At 70.8% G+C, this 20,694-nt stretch carries 24 protein-coding genes, 1 other RNA gene and 1 riboswitch; of the genes, 8 read left to right on the forward strand and 17 right to left on the reverse strand.

The window, feature by feature from the left end:
- Positions 1 to 28: 28 nt before the first annotated feature.
- The 4 genes from ftsL to rnpB form a co-directional block, all read right to left on the reverse strand.
- Positions 29 to 295: a cell division protein FtsL gene (gene ftsL, locus ACT53R_RS04265; protein WP_476170593.1), complete on the reverse strand. Its 267-nt coding sequence runs from the start codon at positions 293 to 295 to the stop codon at positions 29 to 31.
- Positions 292 to 1,254 carry a 16S rRNA (cytosine(1402)-N(4))-methyltransferase RsmH gene (gene rsmH / locus ACT53R_RS04270; protein WP_476170594.1) on the reverse strand — a complete coding sequence of 321 codons (963 nt, stop codon included), beginning with the start codon at positions 1,252 to 1,254 and terminating at the stop codon, positions 292 to 294. The genes ftsL and rsmH overlap by 4 nt, the downstream gene beginning before the upstream one ends.
- A complete protein-coding gene (gene mraZ, locus ACT53R_RS04275; RefSeq protein WP_476170595.1) occupies positions 1,251 to 1,697 on the reverse strand; it encodes a division/cell wall cluster transcriptional repressor MraZ in 447 nt (148 codons plus the stop codon). Before mraZ ends, rsmH begins: the two co-directional genes overlap by 4 nt.
- A gap of 396 nt (positions 1,698 to 2,093) precedes the next feature.
- Positions 2,094 to 2,444: RNase P RNA component class A (gene rnpB / locus ACT53R_RS04280), an RNA gene on the reverse strand.
- 106 nt (positions 2,445 to 2,550) lie between these two features.
- Here rnpB and ACT53R_RS04285 point away from each other — a divergent pair.
- Positions 2,551 to 2,907, forward strand: coding sequence for a carboxymuconolactone decarboxylase family protein (locus tag ACT53R_RS04285; protein WP_476170596.1), 357 nt, complete (start codon positions 2,551 to 2,553; stop codon positions 2,905 to 2,907).
- Positions 2,908 to 3,024: 117 nt separating this feature from the next.
- Positions 3,025 to 3,432, forward strand: coding sequence for a bacteriohemerythrin (locus tag ACT53R_RS04290; protein ID WP_476170597.1), 408 nt, complete (start codon positions 3,025 to 3,027; stop codon positions 3,430 to 3,432).
- 7 nt (positions 3,433 to 3,439) lie between these two features.
- On the opposite strand, the gene rsmI is transcribed toward ACT53R_RS04290, so the two are convergent.
- A complete protein-coding gene (gene rsmI, locus ACT53R_RS04295) occupies positions 3,440 to 4,294 on the reverse strand; it encodes a 16S rRNA (cytidine(1402)-2'-O)-methyltransferase (protein WP_476170598.1) in 855 nt (284 codons plus the stop codon).
- Positions 4,295 to 4,363: 69 nt separating this feature from the next.
- On the opposite strand from rsmI, the gene ACT53R_RS04300 reads away from it, so the two are divergent.
- Genes ACT53R_RS04300 through ACT53R_RS04320 form a run of 5 tightly spaced genes read left to right on the forward strand, consistent with a single transcriptional unit; the run spans position 4,364 to position 8,698 of the window.
- Positions 4,364 to 5,794, forward strand: coding sequence for a penicillin-binding protein activator (locus tag ACT53R_RS04300; RefSeq protein WP_476170599.1), 1,431 nt, complete (start codon positions 4,364 to 4,366; stop codon positions 5,792 to 5,794).
- Entirely contained in the window at positions 5,784 to 6,170 is a 387-nt protein-coding gene (locus ACT53R_RS04305) for a YraN family protein (RefSeq protein WP_476170600.1), read from the forward strand. The genes ACT53R_RS04300 and ACT53R_RS04305 overlap by 11 nt, the downstream gene beginning before the upstream one ends.
- 7 nt (positions 6,171 to 6,177) lie before the next feature.
- Complete coding sequence (locus ACT53R_RS04310; protein ID WP_476170601.1) at positions 6,178 to 6,723, forward strand: metal-dependent hydrolase; 546 nt, start codon at positions 6,178 to 6,180, stop codon at positions 6,721 to 6,723.
- Positions 6,720 to 8,114 (forward strand): FAD-binding oxidoreductase, encoded by a 1,395-nt coding sequence (locus ACT53R_RS04315; protein ID WP_476170602.1) that lies wholly within the window; start codon positions 6,720 to 6,722, stop codon positions 8,112 to 8,114. The genes ACT53R_RS04310 and ACT53R_RS04315 overlap by 4 nt, the downstream gene beginning before the upstream one ends.
- A complete protein-coding gene (locus ACT53R_RS04320) occupies positions 8,111 to 8,698 on the forward strand; it encodes a uracil-DNA glycosylase family protein (RefSeq protein ID WP_476170603.1) in 588 nt (195 codons plus the stop codon). The genes ACT53R_RS04315 and ACT53R_RS04320 overlap by 4 nt, the downstream gene beginning before the upstream one ends.
- Positions 8,699 to 8,920: 222 nt before the next feature.
- Here ACT53R_RS04320 and thiL read toward each other — a convergent pair whose 3' ends face one another.
- The 12 genes from thiL to glyA form a co-directional block, all read right to left on the reverse strand.
- On the reverse strand, positions 8,921 to 9,874 hold the full coding sequence (gene thiL / locus ACT53R_RS04325) for a thiamine-phosphate kinase (RefSeq protein ID WP_476170604.1): 954 nt from the start codon (positions 9,872 to 9,874) through the stop codon (positions 8,921 to 8,923).
- Between the two features lie 5 nt (positions 9,875 to 9,879).
- A complete protein-coding gene (locus ACT53R_RS04330) occupies positions 9,880 to 10,203 on the reverse strand; it encodes a hypothetical protein (protein ID WP_476170605.1) in 324 nt (107 codons plus the stop codon).
- Between the two features lie 79 nt (positions 10,204 to 10,282).
- Positions 10,283 to 10,750, reverse strand: coding sequence for a transcription antitermination factor NusB (gene nusB, locus ACT53R_RS04335; protein WP_476170606.1), 468 nt, complete (start codon positions 10,748 to 10,750; stop codon positions 10,283 to 10,285).
- Positions 10,747 to 11,214 carry a 6,7-dimethyl-8-ribityllumazine synthase gene (gene ribH, locus ACT53R_RS04340; RefSeq protein WP_476170607.1) on the reverse strand — a complete coding sequence of 156 codons (468 nt, stop codon included), beginning with the start codon at positions 11,212 to 11,214 and terminating at the stop codon, positions 10,747 to 10,749. Before ribH ends, nusB begins: the two co-directional genes overlap by 4 nt.
- 269 nt (positions 11,215 to 11,483) lie before the next feature.
- Positions 11,484 to 12,578: a 3,4-dihydroxy-2-butanone-4-phosphate synthase gene (gene ribB / locus ACT53R_RS04345; protein ID WP_476170608.1), complete on the reverse strand. Its 1,095-nt coding sequence runs from the start codon at positions 12,576 to 12,578 to the stop codon at positions 11,484 to 11,486.
- 58 nt (positions 12,579 to 12,636) lie between these two features.
- A complete protein-coding gene (locus tag ACT53R_RS04350; RefSeq protein ID WP_476170609.1) occupies positions 12,637 to 12,909 on the reverse strand; it encodes a DUF2798 domain-containing protein in 273 nt (90 codons plus the stop codon).
- Positions 12,906 to 13,508, reverse strand: coding sequence for a riboflavin synthase (locus ACT53R_RS04355; RefSeq protein WP_476170610.1), 603 nt, complete (start codon positions 13,506 to 13,508; stop codon positions 12,906 to 12,908). The genes ACT53R_RS04350 and ACT53R_RS04355 overlap by 4 nt, the downstream gene beginning before the upstream one ends.
- A 63-nt stretch (positions 13,509 to 13,571) precedes the next feature.
- Positions 13,572 to 13,723: riboswitch (FMN riboswitch) on the reverse strand.
- Between the two features lie 86 nt (positions 13,724 to 13,809).
- On the reverse strand, positions 13,810 to 14,586 hold the full coding sequence (locus ACT53R_RS04360) for a class I SAM-dependent methyltransferase (protein WP_476170611.1): 777 nt from the start codon (positions 14,584 to 14,586) through the stop codon (positions 13,810 to 13,812).
- Entirely contained in the window at positions 14,583 to 15,704 is a 1,122-nt protein-coding gene (gene ribD, locus ACT53R_RS04365) for a bifunctional diaminohydroxyphosphoribosylaminopyrimidine deaminase/5-amino-6-(5-phosphoribosylamino)uracil reductase RibD (protein ID WP_476170612.1), read from the reverse strand. Before ribD ends, ACT53R_RS04360 begins: the two co-directional genes overlap by 4 nt.
- Entirely contained in the window at positions 15,691 to 16,839 is a 1,149-nt protein-coding gene (locus ACT53R_RS04370; RefSeq protein WP_476170613.1) for a hypothetical protein, read from the reverse strand. The genes ribD and ACT53R_RS04370 overlap by 14 nt, the downstream gene beginning before the upstream one ends.
- Positions 16,836 to 17,390, reverse strand: a complete 555-nt coding sequence (gene nrdR, locus ACT53R_RS04375; protein WP_476170614.1) for a transcriptional regulator NrdR — start codon at positions 17,388 to 17,390, stop codon at positions 16,836 to 16,838. The genes ACT53R_RS04370 and nrdR overlap by 4 nt, the downstream gene beginning before the upstream one ends.
- 150 nt (positions 17,391 to 17,540) lie before the next feature.
- Entirely contained in the window at positions 17,541 to 18,791 is a 1,251-nt protein-coding gene (glyA, locus tag ACT53R_RS04380) for a serine hydroxymethyltransferase (protein WP_476170615.1), read from the reverse strand.
- Between the two features lie 210 nt (positions 18,792 to 19,001).
- Here glyA and ettA point away from each other — a divergent pair, with 210 nt between their 5' ends.
- Positions 19,002 to 20,663, forward strand: a complete 1,662-nt coding sequence (gene ettA, locus ACT53R_RS04385; protein WP_476170616.1) for an energy-dependent translational throttle protein EttA — start codon at positions 19,002 to 19,004, stop codon at positions 20,661 to 20,663.
- Positions 20,664 to 20,694: the final 31 nt, after the last annotated feature.

Consider the following 20,694-nt stretch of genomic DNA (forward strand, 5'->3'; position numbering starts at 1 on the left):
GATTCGATCCAGTCGGCCAGGCGCGTGGTCATGGGCGCAGCACCGCCGTGTCAGCGGGTTCCGGCGGACGCATGCCGAGGCGATCGCGCGCGATCGTGTCGATGCGGTGGCTTTCCGCCCACGTCGCCTGCTCCAGCTGGAGCCGGCTGAATTCGATGTTGAGCGCGTCGCGGGCCTGCTCCAGCCGGGTCAGCTGGAAGAACAACTGGCGATGGCGGTAGCGCGCGTCGACCACGCCGACCGCGGAGATCACGTTTGCGAGGACCAGCACGGCGAGGATCAGACGCAGACTCATGCGGCCGCCCCCTGCGCCGGCGACGGCAGCTTCTCGGCCACGCGCAGCACGGCGCTGCGGGCGCGGGGGTTGGCAGTGGTCTCGGCCTCGTCGGCCTTCAACGCGTCGCCGACGATGCGCAGGGTCGGCGTGAACGCGATTTCGACCGGCATGCGGCGGTTGGCCGGCGGCGGCTTGGCAAGGCCGGCGATGAACTGCTTGACGATGCGGTCTTCCAGCGAGTGGAAGCTGATCACCGCGAGGCGGCCGCCGGGCTTGAGCGCGGCGACGGCGGCCTCGAGGCCGCGGGTCAGGTCTTCCAGCTCGCGGTTCACGAAGATGCGGATCGCCTGGAAGCTGCGCGTGGCCGGGTGGATCTTCTGCGCGCCGCGCGGCACGACCGAGGCGATCAGGTCGGCCAACTGCGCGGTGCGCAGCAGCGGCGTGTCGGCGCGGCGGGCGACGATCGCGCGGGCGATGCGCCGGCTCTGCTTCTCCTCGCCGTAGGTCCACAGGACGTCGGCGATCTCGCGCTCGCCGGCGCGGGCCAGCCATTCCGCGGCGCTTTCGCTGGCGTCCGGGTCCATGCGCATGTCGAGCGGGCCGTCCTTGCCGAAGCTGAAGCCGCGCTCGGCCACGTCGAGCTGCGGCGAGGACACGCCGAGGTCGAACAGCACGCCATCGAGGCCCTCGCGGACGCGATCCCAGCCGGCGAGCGCGGCGAAGCTGCCGCGACGGACGGCGACGCGCGTATCCGCGCCGAACGCCAGTTCGGCGACGCGGATCGCTTCGGGATCCTTGTCCATCAGCAGCAGCCGGCCTCCGTCACCCAGACGCTCCAGCACGCCACGCGCGTGTCCGCCACGCCCGAAGGTGCCATCGAGATACGTTCCATCCTTCCGAACCCGCAGCCCGTCCATGACCTGCTCGAACATCACCGGAAGGTGGGCGGGTACCGGACCCGCACCACCCGCGGTCACAGCTGCAGATCGAGCATCGCCTCGCCCAGGTCCGCATCGCTCAGCGTCATGCGGATCTGCGCGTGGTGCGCCTGCTCGCTCCACAATTCGAACTTGTCGCCCATGCCCAGCAGCACGGCGCGTTTGTCGATGCCCACCGCACTGCGATGGCTGGCCGGGATGCCGATGCGGCCGTTGGCGTCGGGCTCGACGAAGGTGGCGGCGCCCACCAGCTTCAGCTGCAGACTGCGGCTGACGCTCTTGGTGCGCGGCAATGCGTTGACCTGGTCGCGGACCTTCTCCCACACCGGACGGGGGTAGAGGTACAGCGAACCGGACTCGAAGGGGTTGTAGGTGATGACCAGGTGGCTGTCGCACGCCTGCGCGATGACGTCCCGGTAGGCGGTGGGAATCGCCAGCCGGCCCTTGTCGTCGATCGTGATGGCGGTCTCACCTTGGAACACAACGGCCTGCCTGGTCTGGCCCGTCTGCAGCGGGCTTGGTGAACACGGAAAACCACGATTCACCCGGTTTTCCCACAGGCCGCCACATTAGGAGCGCCACACAGGGTTGTCAACAGCTTTCTGCGACGGAATTCACTATGTGCGTCAATGGCTTGCAGCCATGTTCACAGACAAGTTCAAGGTTTATCCACAACCCCCTGTTTCGTCTCAAATTTTGAGACTCCAGACCTTCGGTCGGGCCTTCCTGGTGGCCGCCCCCGCGCCCTCGGAAAGGTGAACCCGGTCCGGTTCGCAGCCGATCCGCCCGCGAGGCGTCGTCCGGGCCCGCGGACGGGCGCAGCCGCCCGTCCCGCCCGCCGGGGAAACCGGCGCGCGGGACAGGGGATGGAGGTGAAGGGGCAGAGTCGGCCGATAAGCCGGGTTCTGTCGTGGACAGTCATTCCTCTGGGCGCATCGTCACCGATACGCTCAAGCAGCCTACCCGGAGACGTCGCGGGCCACGACATCGTCTCCCTATTTGGCCTTGCTCCCGGTGGGGTTTGCCGTGCCGGTCCGTTGCCGGACTCGCGGTGCGCTCTTACCGCACCATTTCACCCTTGCCGTCCCGCTTTCGCGGTCTTGGGCGGTATCTTTCTGTTGCACTTTCCGTCGGCTCGCGCCGCCCAGGCGTTACCTGGCACCGTGCCCTGCGGAGCCCGGACTTTCCTCGGCATCCGCAAGGGATGACGCGACTGTCTGGCCGGCTCTGCCGGGGCGGATTGTCGCACATCGCACGGGATTGATCCGGCGCAAGGAATGCAGCCTCGACAAGAGGGAGAGTCAATGCATCCCCCCAAATGCCGACGAGGTGTCCATGGCAGGCAAATCCTTCACCCGGATCACGGATGACGTCTCCACGGCGCTGGCGGCGATGCGCCACGAAGTCCCGGACACCATGAAGGGCTTCAGCGCGATGGCCCAGGCGTCGCTCAAGGCCGGCGCGATCGACGCCCTCCACAAGGAACTGATCGCCCTCGCGATCGGCGTGTCCTCGCGCTGCGACGCGTGCATCGGCTTCCACGTCAAGGCACTGATCCGCCTCGGCGTCACCCGCGAACAGCTCATGGAAACGCTTGCGGTCTGCACCTACATGGGCGGCGGTCCGACCCTGATGTACGCCGCCGAGGCCGTGCGCGCCTACGACGAATTCACTGCCGCCGCAACCGCCTGACCCGTCCCGCGTCCGCGCGCCGGACCGCCCTTTTCCCGCACCGGATCCGCACGCGCCCCGCTTCGACGCGGGGCACGCAGGGATCGTCATGCCCGAAATCTGCCGGAGGCTCCTGGAATGCCCTTTCTCGAGTGGTCGTCGTCGCTGTCGGTGGGACTGGAATCGGTGGATCGCCAGCATCGCCTGCTGATCGGTTGCATCAACGACCTCGGCGACGCCATCGCGCAGGGCCGCGGCGGCTTCATGCTGCAACGGGTGCTGGAACGCCTGCGCAACTACACCCGCGTCCATTTCGCCTACGAAGAGGCGATGTTCCAGGTCTACCGATACGAGTCAGCGGAGGACCACGCCGCCGCGCATGCGGCCTTCGTGCGCATGCTCGAAGCCTGCGAACAGCGCCATGCCGCGGGCGAAGGCAGCGTCGGCGAGGAACTGTTGGTCTACCTCAGCCGCTGGCTGTCCGACCACATCCTGGTGGAGGACAAGGCCTACGCCCGGGTGCTGAAGGCGCGCGGCGCGGAGTGAGCCGTCGTCATTCCGCGTCAGGCGTGCCGGACGGGCCGCCGTACAACGCCTTCCGCGGTGCGCCGGACAGTTCCGCCGCCAGCTTCGCGGCGGTCGACGGCGGCAGGTGGGCGCCGAGCAGCGCGTAGATGCGCCGGCCTTCGGCGATCTTCGTGGCCTCCTCGTCGGCCACGCCCTGCACCAGCAGCACGAATTCGCCCTTGCGCTGGTCGGCGTCGGCGGCGACGCGGGCATGGAGCGCGGCGAGGGTGCCGTCGAGGACGGTCTCGAACAGTTTGGTGAGTTCGCGGGCGACCGCGGCCGGGCGATCCGCCCCGAACGCGGCGACGGCGTCGGCCAGCGTCTCCTCGATGCGATGCGAGGCCTCGTAGAAGATGAGGGTGCGCGCCTCGCCGGCGAGGCGGGCCAGGCGCTCGCGGCGGGCGCCGGTCTTGGCCGGGAGGAAACCCTCGAACGCGAACCGGTCGCTGGGCAGCCCCGCCACGCTGAGCGCGGCGATCAGCGCGCTGGGGCCGGGCACGGGGCTGACCTTCACCCCGGCGGCGCGGGCGGCGGCGACCAGCCGGAACCCGGGGTCGCTGACCAGCGGGGTGCCGGCGTCGGACACCAGCGCCAGCGATTCGCCGGCCAGCAGGCGGGCGACGAGGCGTTCGGCCACGCCGGATTCGTTGTGCTCGTGCAGCGCGATCAGCGACTGTTCGACGCCATGGTGGGACAGCAGCTGCCGAGTGTGGCGGGTGTCCTCGGCACAGATCGCGGCGACCCCGCGCAGGGTCGACAGCGCCCGCGGCGAGAGGTCGGCGAGGTTGCCGATCGGCGTGGCGACCACGTGCAGGATGCCGGCGGCGGCGGGGGAAGACATCGGGTTCGGCTCGCTCGGCTTCGTCGTGGGCGGGTAGAATCCTAACGATTCCGCCGTGGGGTTGCGCCGATGTCGATGAAAGCGAAGGAAATGTCCGGGTTGAAGGGCTGGCCGAGGGCGCTGGTCTGCGCCGGTCTGCTGGGCCTGGGCCTGGGCCTGAGCGCCTGCGTGCCGCCGCCGACCAAGCCGAACAACGCCGCCGTCTACCGCGTGAACCCCGTGATCGCCCAGGCGTCGACCCTGGCCCGGAACCACGCCTCGATGAGTGGTCAACCCCGCACCGACGCCGCGCGCGAGATCGAGCGCCTGCTCGCCGGCATCGACACCGCCACCCTCGCCGTCGAAGCCGGGCGCATGGGTGAAGGCGATCCGCTCTACAACTTCGCCGGCCGCGAACTGATGCGCCGCGGCCAGCCCTTGCCCCGCCCGTTCGACCGCGAAGGCGCCGGTTGGCGCTTCAGCGCCGACGGCCGCACCGCCGCCGACCGCGACGGCTACCGCCCGCCGCGCAAGCTCGCCGTGCTGCTGCCGCTGACCGGCGACATGGCCGCCGCCTCCACGCCGGTGCGCGACGGCCTGCTGGCCGGCTACTACGGCGAACACCGCGCCCGCCCCGACGTCGCGTTCTACGACACCGGCAGCACGCCGGCCGGCGCGGTCGCCGCCTACCGCAAGGCCGGTGAGGACGGCGCGGACTACGTCGTCGGCCCGCTTGGCCGCGAGCAGGTCGCCGCGCTGTTCAAGGAAACCGGGCTGAAGGTGCCGGTGCTGGCGCTGAACCGCGGTCCCGAGGCCCCACCGTCCGGCAACGCCAGCTTCGCGCTGGCGCCGGAGGACGACGGCATCGCCGCCGCCGAATACCTGCTGTCGCGCAACGTGCGCAGGGTGCTGGTGCTGGTGGGCAGCGACGACGGCCTGCGCCGCAGCGCCACCGCCTTCCGCGAACACCTCGCCGGCCGCGGCGGCGTGGTGGTCGAGACCCTCACCGTCGCCGACAAGCCGGCCGACGCCACCGCCGCGCTGCAGGCCGCGACGCAGAAGGAAGGCGGCGTCGACGCCGTGTTCCTCGCGCTGAAGGGCACGCAGGCGCGGGCCGTTGCGCCGCAACTGGTCGCCGCCGGCCTCGGCGCCAAGCCGCGCGTGGCGACGGCGCAGCTGCTGTCGGGGACCGGCAAGCCGGACCAGGACCGCGCGCTGGACGGCATCGCCTTCCCGACCGAAACCTGGACCGTGCAGGGCCTGCCCGGCCTGCCGCCGGCGGACGCCACCGGCAAGGCGCTGGCCTCGGCCCGCGGCCCGGCCGCGAAGTTGTTCGCGTTCGGCTACGACGCGTGGCTGCTGACCGGCTATCTCGATGCCATCGCCCAGCGCGCCGATCGTGCGCTGCCCGGCGCCACCGGCCAGCTGCGACTGGACGGCATCGGCAACGTCGTGCGCTCGCCGGCGTGGTCGGTGTTCGCCGACGGCCAGATCGTGGCGCTGGCGAAGAGTGGCGGCTGAGCCGCGCACCTCGCGCCGCGCGCAGGGCGCCGCCATCGAGGCGCTCGCCGCCGCCCATCTGCGCGAGCACGGCCTTGTTCCGATCGCCGCCAACGCGAACGCCCGCGGCGGCGAACTGGACCTGGTGATGCGCGACGGCGACACCGTCGTCTTCATCGAAGTGCGCTACCGCCGCGACGCCCGCTTCGGCGGCGGCGCGGCCTCGGTCGACGCCGGCAAGCGGCGCAAGCTGGTGTTCGCGGCCGAATGTTTCCTCGCCGCGCATCGCGAGCTTGCCCGCCTGCCCTGCCGCTTCGACGTGATCGACGCCAGCGGCGATCCCGAGGCACCGACGTTCACGTGGCTGCGCGACGCCTTCCGCGCCGACGACGTCTAGCGTTCGCATGCCCACGATCTTCACCCACGCCGTCGTGCCGCTCGCGGCCGGGCTCGCGCTGGGACGCCGCGCGCTGCCGCCGCGGCTGGTCGCCGCCGGCGTCATCGCGTCGATGGCGCCGGATTTCGACACCGTCGCGTTCAGGCTCGGCATCGCTTACGCCGACCAGTTCGGCCATCGCGGTGCGACCCATTCGATCGTGTTCGCGCTCGTGCTGGGCGTGCTCGCCGCGACTGCCGCGCCGTGGCTGCGCAGCGGACGCTGGCGCGCGTTCGCCTTCGTCGCGCTGTGCACGCTCTCGCATCCGCTCCTCGACGCGCTGACCAGCGGCGGTCTCGGCGTCGCGCTGCTGTGGCCGGCGTCGCACGAACGCTTCTTCGCACCGTGGCGGCCGATCGCGGTCTCGCCGATCGGCGCGCGGTTCTTCAGCGCGCGCGGGCTGACGGTGCTCTGGTCGGAGTTGCAGTGGGTGTGGTTGCCGGTGATCGCGCTGGCGGTCGCCGCCGCAATCGCGAAACGGCGGGCCGGGGCCCGCCCTACAATCGCGCCATGACCACGCTCCCCGCCGACCTGTTGCGCACGCTCGCCGATCTGCTCGGCGACGGGCTGCGCACGGAGGCCGGTGAACGTCTGACCTACGGCTACGACAACTCGCGGCGGCAGGCGATGCCCGATGCGGTGGCACTGCCGACGCACGCCGACCAGATCGTCGCGCTGGTGCGCGCCTGCCGCGCGCATCGCGTGCCGGTGATCGCACGCGGACGCGGCACCAACACCACCGGCGCGTCGGTGCCGGTCGACGGCGGCGTCGTGGTGTCGTTCGAGCGCATGAATCGCATCGTCGACATCCGCCCGGGAGACCGTTGCGCGATCGTCGAGCCCGGCGTGCTCAACGGCGACCTGCAGCGCGCACTGCGGCCGCACGGGCTGTTCTGGCCGCCCGATCCCACCAGCGCCGATTTCTCCACCGTCGGCGGCAACCTCGCCTGCAATGCCGGCGGCCCGCGCGCGGTGAAATACGGCGCCAGCCGCGACAACGTGCTCGCGCTGACGGCCGTCACCGGCGCCGGCGAACTCATCCACTGCGGCAGCGCGACCACCAAGGGCGCGACCGGCTACGACCTGCAGCGCCTGCTGGTCGGCAGCGAAGGCACGCTCGCGCTGATCGTCGAAGCGACGCTGAAGCTCGCGCCTTCGCCCGCCGCGCGCGCGGCGCTGCGCGCGACGTATCGCGACGTCGATGCCGCGGCCGCCGCGGTCGCGCGATTGATGGCGCAGCCGGCCACGCCGTCGATGCTGGAATTCATGGACGGCCTCGCGCTCGGACTCGCCCGCGAACGCATGCGTGCACAGACCGGCGCGAGCGACCTGCCCGACGACGCCGGCGCGCTGCTGATGATCGAAGCCGACGGCGATGCGGCGACGCTGCCCGCTGCGCTCGATGCGCTGCGCGCCGCGGCGGACGGCGACGGCTGCCTCGCGGTCGATCTTGCGCCGGACGAAGCTGCGCGCGAGCGGCTGTGGGCCGCACGCAAGGCGCTGTCGCCGGCGCTGCGCGACCTCGCGCCGGGCAAGATCAACGAGGACGTGGTCGTGCCGGTGTCGCGCATTCCCGCACTCGTCGCCGGCGTGCAGGCACTGGCACGCACGCACGCGCTGCCGATCGTCTGCTTCGGCCATGCCGGCAACGGCAACCTGCACGTGAACCTGATGTACGACCCCGCCGACGCCACGCAGCGCACGCGCGCCGAAGCCGCGATGGCCGAGGTGTTCGCGCTGACGCTGTCGCTCGGCGGCACGCTCTCGGGCGAGCACGGCATCGGCCTCGCGAAGCGCGCGTTCATGCCGCAGGCGATCGACGCACCGACGCTCGCGGTGATGCGGCAACTCAAGGCCGTCTTCGATCCCGACGGCATCCTCAACCCGGGCAAGCTGCTGCCGTGAGCCGCAAACTCGACACGCTGCTGCGCGAGATCCGCGCGTGCACGCAGTGCGAAGCGCAGCTGCCGCTGGGCCCGCGGCCGGTGCTGCGCGCGAGCGACACGGCGCGCGTGCTGATCGTGGGCCAGGCGCCGGGCACGAAGGTCCACGCAACCGGCATTCCGTGGAACGACGCCAGCGGACAACGGCTGCGCGGCTGGCTCGACATGACGCCGGATGACTTCTACGACGAGGCGCGCATCGCGATCGTGCCGATGGGCTTCTGCTATCCCGGCCGACAGGGCAGCGGCGACGCACCGCCGCGCCCGGAATGTCGCGCGACGTGGCATCCGCGGCTCTTGCCGGAACTGAAGAAGGTCAGGCTGACGCTGCTGTTCGGGCAGTACGCGCAGGCGTATTTCCTCGGCGACCGACGCAAGGCCACGCTCACCGACACCGTGCGTGCATGGCGCGACTACGGACCCGCGCTGCTGCCGATGCCGCATCCCAGCCCGCGCAACGTCGGCTGGTTCAAGGCGAATCCATGGTTCGAGGCCGAGGTCGTGCCGGCGCTGCGCGAACGCGTGGGCGCGGCGTTCGCGGATTGAAGTCGCGATGCTCTGCTCTTGCAGGAGCGACGTGAGTCGCGACCCGGAAGCGTCAAATCAAGACGCACAAAGCAGGTCCCTCGCTGCGCTCGGGATGACAACGGAAACAGAAGCGGCGCGTCGTCTGCTTCTGTAGGAGCGACGTGAGTCGCGACCAGATGCCGCGCGGGGTCGCGACTCACGTCGCTCCTACAACAGCAGGCCGGCGAATTGTCGCGACGCTCAGCCCGCGAAATGCTCATAACCGCTGCGCGGCGGCGTCCACGCGACGCCATCGGCGGTGACGACGGCGATGTCGCCGCTGCCGGCCACGATCATGCCGATGCGCGTCGCAAGCACATCGGTGTCGAGCAGTGCCGCTTCGATCGCGAGGCGCGCGGTCTTCGGTGCGGTGAAGCACAGTTCGTAGTCGTCGCCGCCCGCGGCCTGCACCGTGCGGCGCGTGTCGCCGTCGAACGCGGCGCGCAGTGCGCCGGATGCCGGCAACGCATCGACGTCGATGCGTGCGCCGACGCGGCTGGCACGGCACACGTGCGCGAGATCGGCGAGCAGGCCGTCGGACACGTCGATGCAGGCGTGCGCGACACCGGCCAGTGCGCGTCCGACCGCGACGCGCGGCGTTGGCCGGTCAAGGCGTGCGCGCAGCGCGGGATCGATCGCGGCACCCGCCTGCCACTGCCGCAGCGCCGCAGCGGCATCGCCGAGCGTGCCCGTGACCCACACGTCGTCGCCGACGCGCGCATCGCCGCGACGCAGCGCACCGCGCGGTTCGACGAAACCGTGCACGGTCACGCACACCGACAGCGGCCCGCGCGTGGTGTCGCCGCCGACGAGCGCGACGTCGTGGCGCGACGCGAGGCCGAGGAAGCCGTCGAGGAAGGCGTCGACCCACGCGGCATCGGAGTCCGGCAGCGACAGCGACAGCGTGCACCACGCCGGCGTCGCGGCCATCGCGGCGAGGTCGGACAGGTTCACCGCCAGCGCCTTCCAGCCGATGTCGGCCGGCGCGGTGTCAGCCGGGAAATGCACGTCCGTATTGAGCGTGTCCATCGCGACAACGAGGTCACGGCCCGGCGGCATGCGCAGGATCGCCGCATCGTCGCCGATGCCCAGCACCACGTCGTCGCGCGATGCGGCGCGGGCGCGGATGCGGGCGATGAGGTCGAATTCGGGCATCGGCATCAATCGAGACACATGCCCGCGACGACCATGCCCAGCGACACGAGATTGTTGCATCCGAAAAGCGCCGCGGTATCCGCTTGGCACGCGCCGGAGATGCGATCGCCGGGACGCGCTTCGGGGGGCGCGATGCAGGCGCCCTGGCAATCCGATTCGTCGAGACAGGATTTCGCTGCATCGGCGAACGGCATGACGCACGACGGCGTGCCGAACATGCCAACGCCCTGCACGTGGTCACCTTCGCGCTCGCACTTCGTCACGTCGATCGCGCGAAGGGCGCGTGCACGGACTTGCTCGACGCTGTGCTCCAGCGCACGTTCCTTCATGCCGCTACATCCCGCCAACAGCGCCAGCCCCGACAGCAGCGGGTGCGAGGCACGGAACAAGCCGGCGCGCATGATCGGATCAGCTTCGCGCCGCTTTCACCTCGACACCGCGCAGGTCCGCCGCGAGGCGATCCAGCACGCCGTTGACGTAGGTGTGGCCGTGTTCGGAGCCGAAGCGCTTCACCGATTCCAGCGCCTCGTTGATGACGACGCGGTAGGGCACGTCCTCGCGACGGGCGAACTCGTAGGCGGCGATGCGCAGCGCGGCGCGTTCGATCGGGTCGACCTCGTCGATCGTGCGGTCGAGGTGCGGCGCAAGCGCCGCATCGAGGGTCGCAAGATGCGTCTCGACGCCGTGGACGAGGTCCTCGAAGTACGCAAGGTCGGCGATCTCGCGTGCCTGCTCGTGGGCGAACTGGGTGACGATGTCGCGCGCGGTGGCGCCGGACAGCTGCCACGCATACACGGCCTGCAGTGCGCGGCGACGGGCGCGGGTGCGCAGCACGGGATCGACGCCGTCCTGACGGCGATGATGCGGTTTGTTCATGCCAGTTTCTCCAGCAGGTTCGCCATCTCGATGGCGACCAGCGCCGCCTCTTCGCCCTTGTTGCCGTGGCTGCCGCCGGCGCGGGCCACGGCGTCCTCGTAGCGGTCGACCGCGAGCACGCCGTTGGCGACCGGCACGCCGGAATCCAGCGACACCCGCATCAGCGCCTCGGAACAGCCGTCGGCGACCTGCTCGTAGTGGCGGGTGTCGCCGCGAATGACGCAGCCCAGCGCGACCAGCGCGGCGTGGCCACCGGCACCGGCGAGGTGGGCGGCGGTCACCGGCAGTTCCCACGCGCCGGGCACGCGGATCACGTCGACCGCGTCCTCGGCCACGCCGTGGGCGACGAACGCCTCGCGCGCGCCGGCCACGAGCTGCTCGGTGATGCGCGGGTTCCAGCGGCTGGCGAGGATCGCGAACCGGGCGCCGGCGGGGGCGCGCAGATCACCTTCGAAATGGGGCATGGGAAAGGGCTTGCGGACAGAGGGGGTCGGCTATTGTAGCCGCCCCCATCGCGATCCTCCCCCGCAGGCGGGGGAGGAAGAAAGACGGCGGCCCTGCCCGACGAGCTGGTCCAGTGTCGCGACGCGGCGGAGAGACTTTCAGCCGCCCGGGTGTGCACCTTCCCCCGCATGCGGGGGAAGGCCGGGATGGGGGCGCGCCGGTGCAGTCACCCCCCACCTCGATCCTCCCCCGCAGGCGGGGGAGGAAGACAAGCGGCCCCGATCCCCGCTCAGAGCGCGACGTACTCCACGACTTCCAGCCCGAAGCCGGCCAGGCCGACCTGCTTGCGCGGGGTGCCCAGCACCCGCAGCCGGCCGAGGCCGAGGTCGGCGAGGATCTGGCTGCCGGCGCCGTTGCGGCGCCATTCGGCCATCGCGCCGCCACGGGCGGGCGGCTCCGGCTGCTCGCGGATCCGCGCCAGCAGCGCGTCCGCGCCCTGCGGCTCGCCCAGCAGGACCAGCGCGCCGCGGCCCTCGGTGGCGATCCGCGCCAGCACGTCGCCCACGGCCGGGCCGAAGTCGGCGCGGCGCCAGTGCAGCGCGTCGGCCAGCGGGTTCTGCATGTGCACGCGGACCAGCGTCGGCGCGTCGGCGTCGACCTCGCCGCGCAGCAGCGCGAAATGCAGGCCGTGGCCGATGCGGTCACGGTAGGTGTGCAGGCGGAACGGGCCATGCTCGGTCTCGATCTCGCGCACGTCGACGCGCTCGACCGTATGCTCGGTGGCGAGGCGATGGCGGATCAGCGCTTCGATCGAGCCCATCTTCAGCCCATGCTCGCGGGCGAAGACTTCCAGTTCCGGGCGCCGCGCCATGGTGCCGTCGGCGTTGAGGATCTCGACCAGCACGCCGGCGGGCTCGAAACCGGCCAACAGCGCGAGATCGCTCGCGGCCTCGGTGTGGCCGGCGCGGGTGAGCACGCCGCCGGGCTGCGCCATCAGCGGGAAGATGTGCCCCGGCTGCGACAGGTCGTGCGGCCTGGCGTCGGGACGCACCGCGGTGCGCACGGTGTGCGCGCGATCGTAGGCGCTGATGCCGGTGGTCACGCCCTCGGCGGCCTCGATGCTCACGGTGAAATTGGTGTGATGCGGCGACGTGTTGTCGCGCACCATCGGCGGCAGTCCGAGCTGGCGGCAGCGCTCGCGCGTCAGCGACAGGCACACCAGGCCGCGCGCGTGCGTGACCATGAAGTTGATGTCCTGCGGCCGCACCAGTTCGGCGGCCATGATCAGGTCGCCTTCGTTCTCGCGGTCCTCGTCGTCGACGATGACCACCATGCGCCCGGCACGCAGTTCGTCCAGCAGTTCGGGAATCGTGTTGAACGTCATGTGTCGCGACCTCGGGAAAGGAAAGGAGCCGCGGCGGGCGACAGGGCGGGCCGCGGTGTCATGGCGCATCCACCAGCCAGGCCGTGAGCCGCCGCACCAGCGGCAGCACCAGCAGCAAGGTGGGAAAGCCGATCAGCCACGACATGCCCCAGGCGCCCAGCCACAGCGCCACGACGCCGTCCACCAGACCGACGCTGCGCAGCGTGCTGACCAGCGAGACGATCGCGGTCATGAAGATCGACAGCAGCAGCGGCATCACGAACGCGGCGTAGCGGGCCGGCAGTTTCGGGAAGCCACGCGTCGCGGGTGCGGGCGATTGCGGCGCGCTCATGCCCCGTCCCGCGCTGCCAGCAAGCGTTCGACGTAGCGCGCGACGAGGTCGACCTCCAGGTTCACCGCGTCGCCGACCTGCGTCGCCGAAAACGCGGTGTGCGCGACGGTGTGCGGGATCAGCGCGACCTCGAAGCCGTCGTCGTCGATGCCGTTCACGGTCAGACTGACGCCGTCGACGCAGATCGAACCCTTGGTCGCGATGTACTTGCGCAGCGCCGCCGGCACCTCGAAGCGCCAGCGCTGCGAACGCGCGTCCGGCCATACCTCGCGCACGCGGCCGACGCCGTCGACGTGGCCGCTGACGAGGTGCCCGCCGAGGCGATCGGTCGGCAGCATCGCGCGTTCGAGGTTCACCGGCGCGCCGATCGCGAGGCCGCCGAGCGTGGTCAGTGCCAGCGTTTCGGTGGACGCGTCGACCGCGAACGACGCGGCATCGAATTCGATCACGGTCAGGCACACGCCGTTCACCGCGATGCTCTCGCCCAGCGCGACATCGTCGAACGACAGCGTGCCGGTACCGATGCGGAGGCGGACATCGCCGCCACGGGGCTCGCGCTGCAACAGCGTGCCGACCGACTGGATCAACCCTGTGAACATGACTTCGCCTCGCGTCGCGTGATGCCAAGGCGGCACGGCGCAGGCTCCGCGTAGGCGGCTGCGTCGATGCTTCTTCCATCCGGACTGTGACCGTCGGCCCCGGCATTCGACCGGGTCTGCTGACCTTCCGGCGATGCCGGAAGCGCTCGCGGGCTCGCGCGGACGTCGCCGCGCCTACCGCCGGTGGGGACTTCCACCCCGCCCTGAAGAGGCCGCGATTCTAGCAGTCCGCGCGCCGCGACCCGCGGGACGGGGCGTCCCGCACGGGGAACGCCGGGCGTCCGGGTTCTGCAGCGGCGGCTCAGCCCTGCCGGCGTGCCGCCAGCGCGAACAGCGGCCAGCGCATCCGCTGCGTCGGCGCGTCACCCCAGGCCGCGGCGATCGCCCAGCCGTGCACGGCCACGGGATCGACCCCGTGCGCCTCGCGGTAGCGCTTCACCGCGGAGTAGCTGGAGAAATAGTCGAGCATCCGCGACAGCGGCCAGTCGACGACGATCTCGCGCACCGGCAGCGGCGGCGTGTCGATGAGGTCGAACGGCGGCGCAGCGAACAACGGCTTGAAGTCGACGTAGGCGCGATCGACGAGGAAGCGTTCCGCCGGCCAGGCATCGCGGATGCGGGCCGAGAATGCGCCCACCGATTCCTGCAAGGCCGGCGGCACTTCGAGATCCTGGTAGCCCCAGGCCACGACCACGCCGCCCGGCCGCAGCACGCGCGCGGCTTCGGCGAGGAACGCGCGGCGATCGAACCAGTGCAGTGCCTGCGCCACGCAGACCGCGTCGACGCTGGCATCGGGCAGGCTGCAACGCTCGCCCGGCTCCACCGCGAAGTGCACGTTGTCGCGCTTCGGCGCCAGTGCGAGCTGGGCGTCGCTGGGATCGGTGGCGTGGACGGCATCGAACACCACCGCCAGCCCCTGCGTGGCCTGGCCGCTGCCGCAGCCGGCTTCCCACACGCGGTCGCGCGCGGGCGCGAGCGCGGCGATCCAGTCGAACAAGGCCGGCGGATACACCGGCCGCGCGCTGGCGTAGCGCTGGGCCGCGGCGGAGAAATGATCGGCGAATCCGGCGTCGCTCATGCCCCACTCTCCGGTTGCAGCAACAGACGGAGATCGTCGCCGAAGCGGCGCGTCTCCACGACCTTCAGCGCCATGCGCTGCGTCATGTCGGCGATGTCGAGACCGTCGAACAGCGGCCGCGCGTCGCCGCCCAGCAACACCGGCGCGACGTAGAGCAGCACTTCGTCGACCAACTGCGCCTGCAGCAGCGCGCCGGCCAGCCGCGCACCGGCCTCGACCTGCACCTCGTTGACGTCGCGCGCGGCCAGCGCCGCGAGCACCGCCGGCAGGTCGAGCGCGCCGGCGCGTACCGGCACTGCCGCGCGCACGAGATCGATGCCGCGCGGCGGCTTGGCGTCGGGCGCGTGGAAATAGAGCGTCGGCGCATCGCCCTCGCGAACGCGATGGCGCATCACCGTGGCAAGCCCGGGATCAAGCACGACGCGCAGCGGCGGCACGAACTCCGGCACGTCGGCACCGTCGAAACGCACGGTCAGCTGCGGATCGTCAGCCATCACCGTGCCGGCGCCGGTCAGCAGCGCGCCGGCACGCGCGCGCCAGTGCATCACGTCGCGCCGCGAGGCCTCGCCGCTGATCCACTTGGAATCGCCGTTCGCGAGCGCGGTGCGGCCATCGAGGCTGGTCGCCAGCTTCACGCGCACCCACGGGCGGCCACGCTCGACGCGCGAGAAGAAACCGCGATTGAGTCGCCGCGCAGCGTCGGCCATCAGTCCGTGTCCGACCATGATGCCGGCCGCGCGGAGTTTCTCGAAGCCGGCGCCATCGACCTGCGGGAACGGGTCGCGCATCGCCGCGACCACGCGCGCGACGCCGGCGGCGATCAGCGCGTCCGCGCACGGCCCGGTGCGACCGGTGTGCGCGCAGGGCTCCAGCGTGACGTAGGCGGTGGCGCCGCGCGCGCGTTCGCCGGCGGCCTCCAGCGCGAACACTTCGGCGTGCGGGCCGCCGGCACGCCGGTGCCAGCCTTCGCCGACGACGGTGCCGCCGTGCGCGATCACGCAGCCGACCATCGGATTGGGTTTGGTGGTGTACGCGCCGCGCTCGGCCAGCCGCAGCGCCTGCGCCATCATCGCGTGGTCGACGGCGGTGAACGCCGGCATGCCTTCATTCACGGACATAGCGTCCCCGTTCGTCGCCATCGGGCCAGGTCGGCACCAGCGCATCGCCGTCGATGCGCAGCGTCATCGTGTCGAACATCGGTGGCACCAGCCGCGCGCTGTCGAGCGCGATCATGACGACGTCGCCCTGCGCGGGATCGACGTCGAAGGCCTGCTCGACCACCGGCAGGCCGCCCTCGCCGTCCGCAGCGTCCGCACCCCGCAGCACGATGCGGCGCAGCGCGGCACCGGGCCGCGGCCGCAGCAGCGCCCAGCCGCCGCGATTGGTCACGCGCGCTTCGTGGCGGCCATCGCTGAATTCGAACGCGACGCGGATGCCGGAGAACCGCAGGCCGGCCTTCGGATCGCCGACCACGACGCCCAGCCCCTGCCCCGGCTTCACGCCGGTCGGCAGGCCGGGCGCGCGCGCCGGTGGCAACGCACACACGGCGGGCACGCGCGGCGGCGGCATCTCCGGGCGATCGAGGTCGGCGTTGTCGAACGCTTCGCGGACGGCGGTCTCGGCGGCACGATAGGCGGACATCGCATCGACGGCCTGCGCCATCGCCGCATCCGCGGCGGTGCGCAGCGCAGCATCGCGAGGGGCCGCGTCGGCGCGCGCCCGCGCCGCCATCGCGAAGTCGGCCGCAGATTCGGCGCCGGTTCGCGCCGCGGCGAATGCGGCCAGCGCCTCGTGCGCGGCCTGCGCCAACGCCTGCGGCGACGGTTCGGCCCCGGTGTCGCCGGCGAACGGCGGCGCGGACACGGCGTCCGCGACGTCGAGGAACGGGCAGCGCGCGTAGGCCGCGGCTTCCGCCGCATCGGCCTCCATGTCGCGCAGGCGATCCTCGGTGTCCTCGTCCCACGGCATCGCGCCGTCGCGGTGGAACAGCGGCGCGTCCTGCGCGGGCCGCTCGGTCGTCAGCACCACGCGGCCATCGGTCTCGGTCCAGCGCCCGGACGCGGTCTGGTCCATCGCCCCGTAGGCGAGAAACCACTCGAAACGGCCGTCGTCGCGCAGCAGCAGCTCCGAACCGACCTCGGTCATGCCGTTGAGGTAGTAATGACCGGCAAGGCGATCGGCCGCGAACGCAGGCGACACGGCCACCAGCGCAACGAGCGCCGCAGCCGTCGCGCAGCGCAGGATCGCGCTCACTTCTTTTTCTTGTCCTTGTCGCCGCCGCGGCGGTCCGCATTGCGGTCGAAGGGCACCACGTCGCCGCCGGCGAGCAGCGGCAACTGGCCTTCCCCCGGCAGATCGCGTTCGAGGCGATCGAGTTCCTCGCGGAAGTCGGCCACATCCTCGAACGCGCGATACACCGACGCGAAGCGGACGAAGGCGACGTGGTCGAGCTTGCGCAGCTCGGCCATGACGAACTCGCCGACGCGGCGCGACGGCAGTTCGCGCTCGGTGGTCATGCGCAGCTGATGCACCACCGCACGCACCGCGGCCTCGATCTGCTCTTCCGACACCGGCCGCTTGTGCAGCGCGCGGTCGAAACCGTGGCGCAGCTTGCGCGCGTCGAAATGCTCGCGGCGGCCATCGCTCTTGATGATCGCCGGCAGCTTCAGTTCGATCGTTTCCAGCGTGCTGAACCGCTCGCCGCAGGCCTCGCACTCGCGCCGGCGACGGATCGTCGCGCCGTCTTCGCTGACGCGCGAATCGATGACGCGGGTGTTCTCGTGCTGGCAGTAGGGGCAGTGCATCAGGAGATTCGCTGGATGTAGGGCGGGCCTTGGCCCGCCGTTGCAACGGATCCGGCGGAAGAAGCAACGACCGGAGCTGCTGCGACCGTCGCAACCGTATCGGCGGTGTCGCAATGGCGGGTCAAGACCCGCCCTGCGGACAACATGCCATCAACCGTAGACCGGGTACTTCCGGCACTGCGCTTCGACGTTCGCCTTCACGCGGGCGATCACCGCCTCGTCGTTCGGGGCGTCGAGCACGTCGCAGATCCAGTTCGCCAGGTCGATGCAGTCCTGCTCGAGGTAGCCGCGGGTGGTCACCGCCGGCGTGCCCAGGCGCAGGCCCGAGGTCACGAACGGCTTCTGCGGGTCGTTCGGCACCGCGTTCTTGTTCACGGTGATGTGGGCGCGGCCGAGCGCGGCTTCCGCGTCCTTGCCGGTGATGCCCTTGCCGATCATGTCGACCAGCATCAGGTGGTTCTGCGTGCCGCCGGAGACGATCTTGTAGCCGCGGGCGATCACGGTGTCCGCCATCGCCTGCGCGTTCTTCACGACCTGCTGCTGGTAGGCCTTGAACTCGGGCTCCAGCGCTTCCTTGAAGGCGACGGCCTTGGCGGCGATGACGTGCATCAGCGGGCCGCCCTGGATGCCGGGGAACACGATCGACTGCAGCTTCTTCTCGATCTCTTCGTTCGCCTTCGCGATGATGATGCCGCCGCGCGGGCCGCGCAGGGTCTTGTGCGTGGTCGAGGTGACGACGTGCGCGTGCGGCACCGGGTTCGGGTACACGCCCGCGGCGACGAGGCCGGCGACGTGCGCCATGTCGACGAAGAGATACGCACCGACCTTGTCGGCGATGGCGCGGAAGCGCGCCCAGTCGACGACCTGCGAATACGCCGAGAAGCCGGCGACGACCATCTTCGGCTTGTGTTCGAGGGCGAGGCGTTCGACTTCGTCGTAATCGATCAGGCCCTGGTCGTTCACGCCGTACTGCACCGCGTTGAACAGCTTGCCGGAGGCGTTGACCTTGGCGCCGTGGGTGAGGTGGCCGCCATGCGCCAGCGACATGCCGAGGATGGTGTCGCCCGGCTGCAGCAGAGCGAAGTAGACGGCCTGGTTGGCCTGCGAGCCGGAGTGCGGCTGCACGTTGGCGTAATCGGCGCCGAACAGCTGCTTGCAGCGGTCGATCGCCAGCTGTTCGGCGATGTCGACGTACTCGCAGCCGCCGTAGTAGCGCTTGCCCGGATAGCCTTCGGCGTACTTGTTGGTGAGCTGGCTGCCCTGGGCTTCCATCACCCGCGGGCTGGCGTAGTTCTCGGAGGCGATCAGTTCGACGTGGTCTTCCTGACGGCGGTTCTCGGCCGCGATCGCCGCGGCCAGTTCGGGATCGAAACCTTCGATGCGGGCATCGCGCGGGAACATCGGCGCTCCAGGGGCGGCGTGGGGAGCGGAATTGTAGCCCCCGCCCGCCCCCCCGGGCCACCGAAGCCCGGCCCGACCGGGCCCGAAACTGGCGGGCACCGGGCGATTCCGGCGATAATTCCGCAATCCCGAACCGCCCATCCCCGCCCTGCCGCGCGCAGGGCGCTGTCGCCTGCCACCCGGCCGGCGCCGCGAACGCCCGGAGCCCCCATGCAATACATCTACACCATGAACGGCGTCAGCAAGATCGTGCCGCCGAAGCGCCAGATCATCAAGGACATCTCGCTGTCGTTCTTCCCGGGCGCGAAGATCGGCCTGCTGGGCCTGAACGGCGCCGGCAAGTCCACCGTGCTGAAGATCATGGCCGGCGTGGACACCGACTTCCAGGGCGAGGCCCGCCCGCAACCGGGCATCAAGGTCGGCTACCTGGCGCAGGAGCCGGAACTCGATCCGAACAAGACCGTCCGCGAATCCGTCGAGGAAGGCGTGGGCGAAGTGCTGCAGGCCCAGGCCGCGCTGGAAGCGGTCTACGCCGCCTACGCCGAGGAAGGCGCCGACTTCGACGCGCTGGCGAAGGAGCAGGAGCGCCTCGAAGCCATCCTCGCCTCCGGCGACGCGCACATGCTGGAACAGCAGCTGGAAGTGGCGGCCGACGCCCTGCGTCTGCCGCCGTGGGACGCCAAGATCGCCAACCTCTCCGGCGGCGAGAAGCGCCGCGTCGCGCTGTGCCGCCTGCTGCTGCAGAAGCCGGACATGCTGCTGCTCGACGAACCGACCAACCACCTCGACGCCGAGTCGGTGGAGTGGCTGGAACAGTTCCTCGCCCGTTTCCCGGGCACCGTGGTCGCCGTCACCCACGACCGCTACTTCCTCGACAACGCCGCCGAGTGGATCCTTGAACTCGACCGCGGCCGCGGCATCCCGTGGAAGGGCAACTACACCGAGTGGCTGGTCCAGAAGGACGAGCGCCTCAAGCAGGAAGAGAACCAGGAAAAGGCGCGCCAGAAGGCGATCGCGCGCGAACTGGAATGGTCGCGCCAGAACGCCAAGGGCGGCCGCAGCAAGGGCAAGGCCCGTCTCGCCCGCCTGGAGGAACTGCAGTCGGTCGATTACCAGCGCCGCAACGAGACCAACGAGATCTTCATCCCGCCGGGCGAGCGCCTGGGCAACTCGGTGATCGAGTTCAAGGGCGTGTCGAAGTCGTTCGGCGACCGCCTGCTGATCGACAACCTCGACATGCTGGTGCCGCCGGGCGCGATCGTCGGCATCATCGGCCCCAACGGCGCCGGCAAGTCGACGCTGTTCAAGATGCTGATGGGCATCGAGAAGCCGGACAAGGGCGAGATCATCAAGGGTCCGACCGTGAAGCTGGCCTACGTCGACCAGAGCCGCGAGAAGCTGGAAGGCAACCACAACGTCTTCCAGGAAGTCTCCGGCGGCCTCGACATCCTCAACATCAACGGCGTCGAGATCCAGTCGCGCGCCTACATCGGCCGCTTCAACTTCAAGGGCCAGGACCAGCAGAAGATGGTCGGCTCGCTGTCGGGCGGTGAACGCGGCCGCCTGCACCTGGCGAAGACGCTGCTGCAGGGCGGCAACGTGCTGCTGCTCGACGAACCGTCGAACGACCTCGACATCGAGACCCTGCGCGCGCTCGAAGACGCGCTGCTGGAGTTCCCGGGCAACACCTTCGTCATCAGCCACGACCGCTGGTTCCTCGACCGCATCGCGACCCACATCCTCGCGTTCGAGGGCGACTCGCACGTCGAGTTCTTCCAGGGCAACTACCGCGAATACGAGGCCGACAAGAAGCGCCGCCTCGGCGAGGAAGGCGCCCAGCCGCACCGTCTGCGGTTCAAGGCGCTGAAGTGACGGGTCGGCGCGCCCGCGCATCGCGCGGGCG

It is taken from the genome of Lysobacter sp. DMC104, from assembly GCF_056313665.1.

Bases quoted from the DNA above. Each gene is read 5' to 3' on its own strand.
- ACT53R_RS04355 (WP_476170610.1), bottom strand. From the start codon at position 13,508: ATGTTCACAGGGTTGATCCAGTCGGTCGGCACGCTGTTGCAGCGCGAG.
- ACT53R_RS04350 (WP_476170609.1), bottom strand. From the start codon at position 12,909: ATGAGCGCGCCGCAATCGCCCGCACCCGCGACGCGTGGCTTCCCGAAA.
- ACT53R_RS04310 (WP_476170601.1), top strand. From the start codon at position 6,178: ATGCCCACGATCTTCACCCACGCCGTCGTGCCGCTCGCGGCCGGGCTC.
- ribH (WP_476170607.1), bottom strand. From the start codon at position 11,214: ATGCCCCATTTCGAAGGTGATCTGCGCGCCCCCGCCGGCGCCCGGTTC.
- nusB (WP_476170606.1), bottom strand. From the start codon at position 10,750: ATGAACAAACCGCATCATCGCCGTCAGGACGGCGTCGATCCCGTGCTG.
- ACT53R_RS04360 (WP_476170611.1), bottom strand. From the start codon at position 14,586: ATGAGCGACGCCGGATTCGCCGATCATTTCTCCGCCGCGGCCCAGCGC.
- ACT53R_RS04285 (WP_476170596.1), top strand. From the start codon at position 2,551: ATGGCAGGCAAATCCTTCACCCGGATCACGGATGACGTCTCCACGGCG.
- rsmI (WP_476170598.1), bottom strand. From the start codon at position 4,294: ATGTCTTCCCCCGCCGCCGCCGGCATCCTGCACGTGGTCGCCACGCCG.
- nrdR (WP_476170614.1), bottom strand. From the start codon at position 17,390: ATGCACTGCCCCTACTGCCAGCACGAGAACACCCGCGTCATCGATTCG.
- ACT53R_RS04290 (WP_476170597.1), top strand. From the start codon at position 3,025: ATGCCCTTTCTCGAGTGGTCGTCGTCGCTGTCGGTGGGACTGGAATCG.
- ACT53R_RS04315 (WP_476170602.1), top strand. From the start codon at position 6,720: ATGACCACGCTCCCCGCCGACCTGTTGCGCACGCTCGCCGATCTGCTC.
- ettA (WP_476170616.1), top strand. From the start codon at position 19,002: ATGCAATACATCTACACCATGAACGGCGTCAGCAAGATCGTGCCGCCG.
- ribD (WP_476170612.1), bottom strand. From the start codon at position 15,704: ATGTCCGTGAATGAAGGCATGCCGGCGTTCACCGCCGTCGACCACGCG.
- thiL (WP_476170604.1), bottom strand. From the start codon at position 9,874: ATGCCCGAATTCGACCTCATCGCCCGCATCCGCGCCCGCGCCGCATCG.
- ribB (WP_476170608.1), bottom strand. From the start codon at position 12,578: ATGACGTTCAACACGATTCCCGAACTGCTGGACGAACTGCGTGCCGGG.
- ACT53R_RS04300 (WP_476170599.1), top strand. From the start codon at position 4,364: ATGTCGATGAAAGCGAAGGAAATGTCCGGGTTGAAGGGCTGGCCGAGG.
- ftsL (WP_476170593.1), bottom strand. From the start codon at position 295: ATGAGTCTGCGTCTGATCCTCGCCGTGCTGGTCCTCGCAAACGTGATC.
- ACT53R_RS04330 (WP_476170605.1), bottom strand. From the start codon at position 10,203: ATGAAGGAACGTGCGCTGGAGCACAGCGTCGAGCAAGTCCGTGCACGC.
- glyA (WP_476170615.1), bottom strand. From the start codon at position 18,791: ATGTTCCCGCGCGATGCCCGCATCGAAGGTTTCGATCCCGAACTGGCC.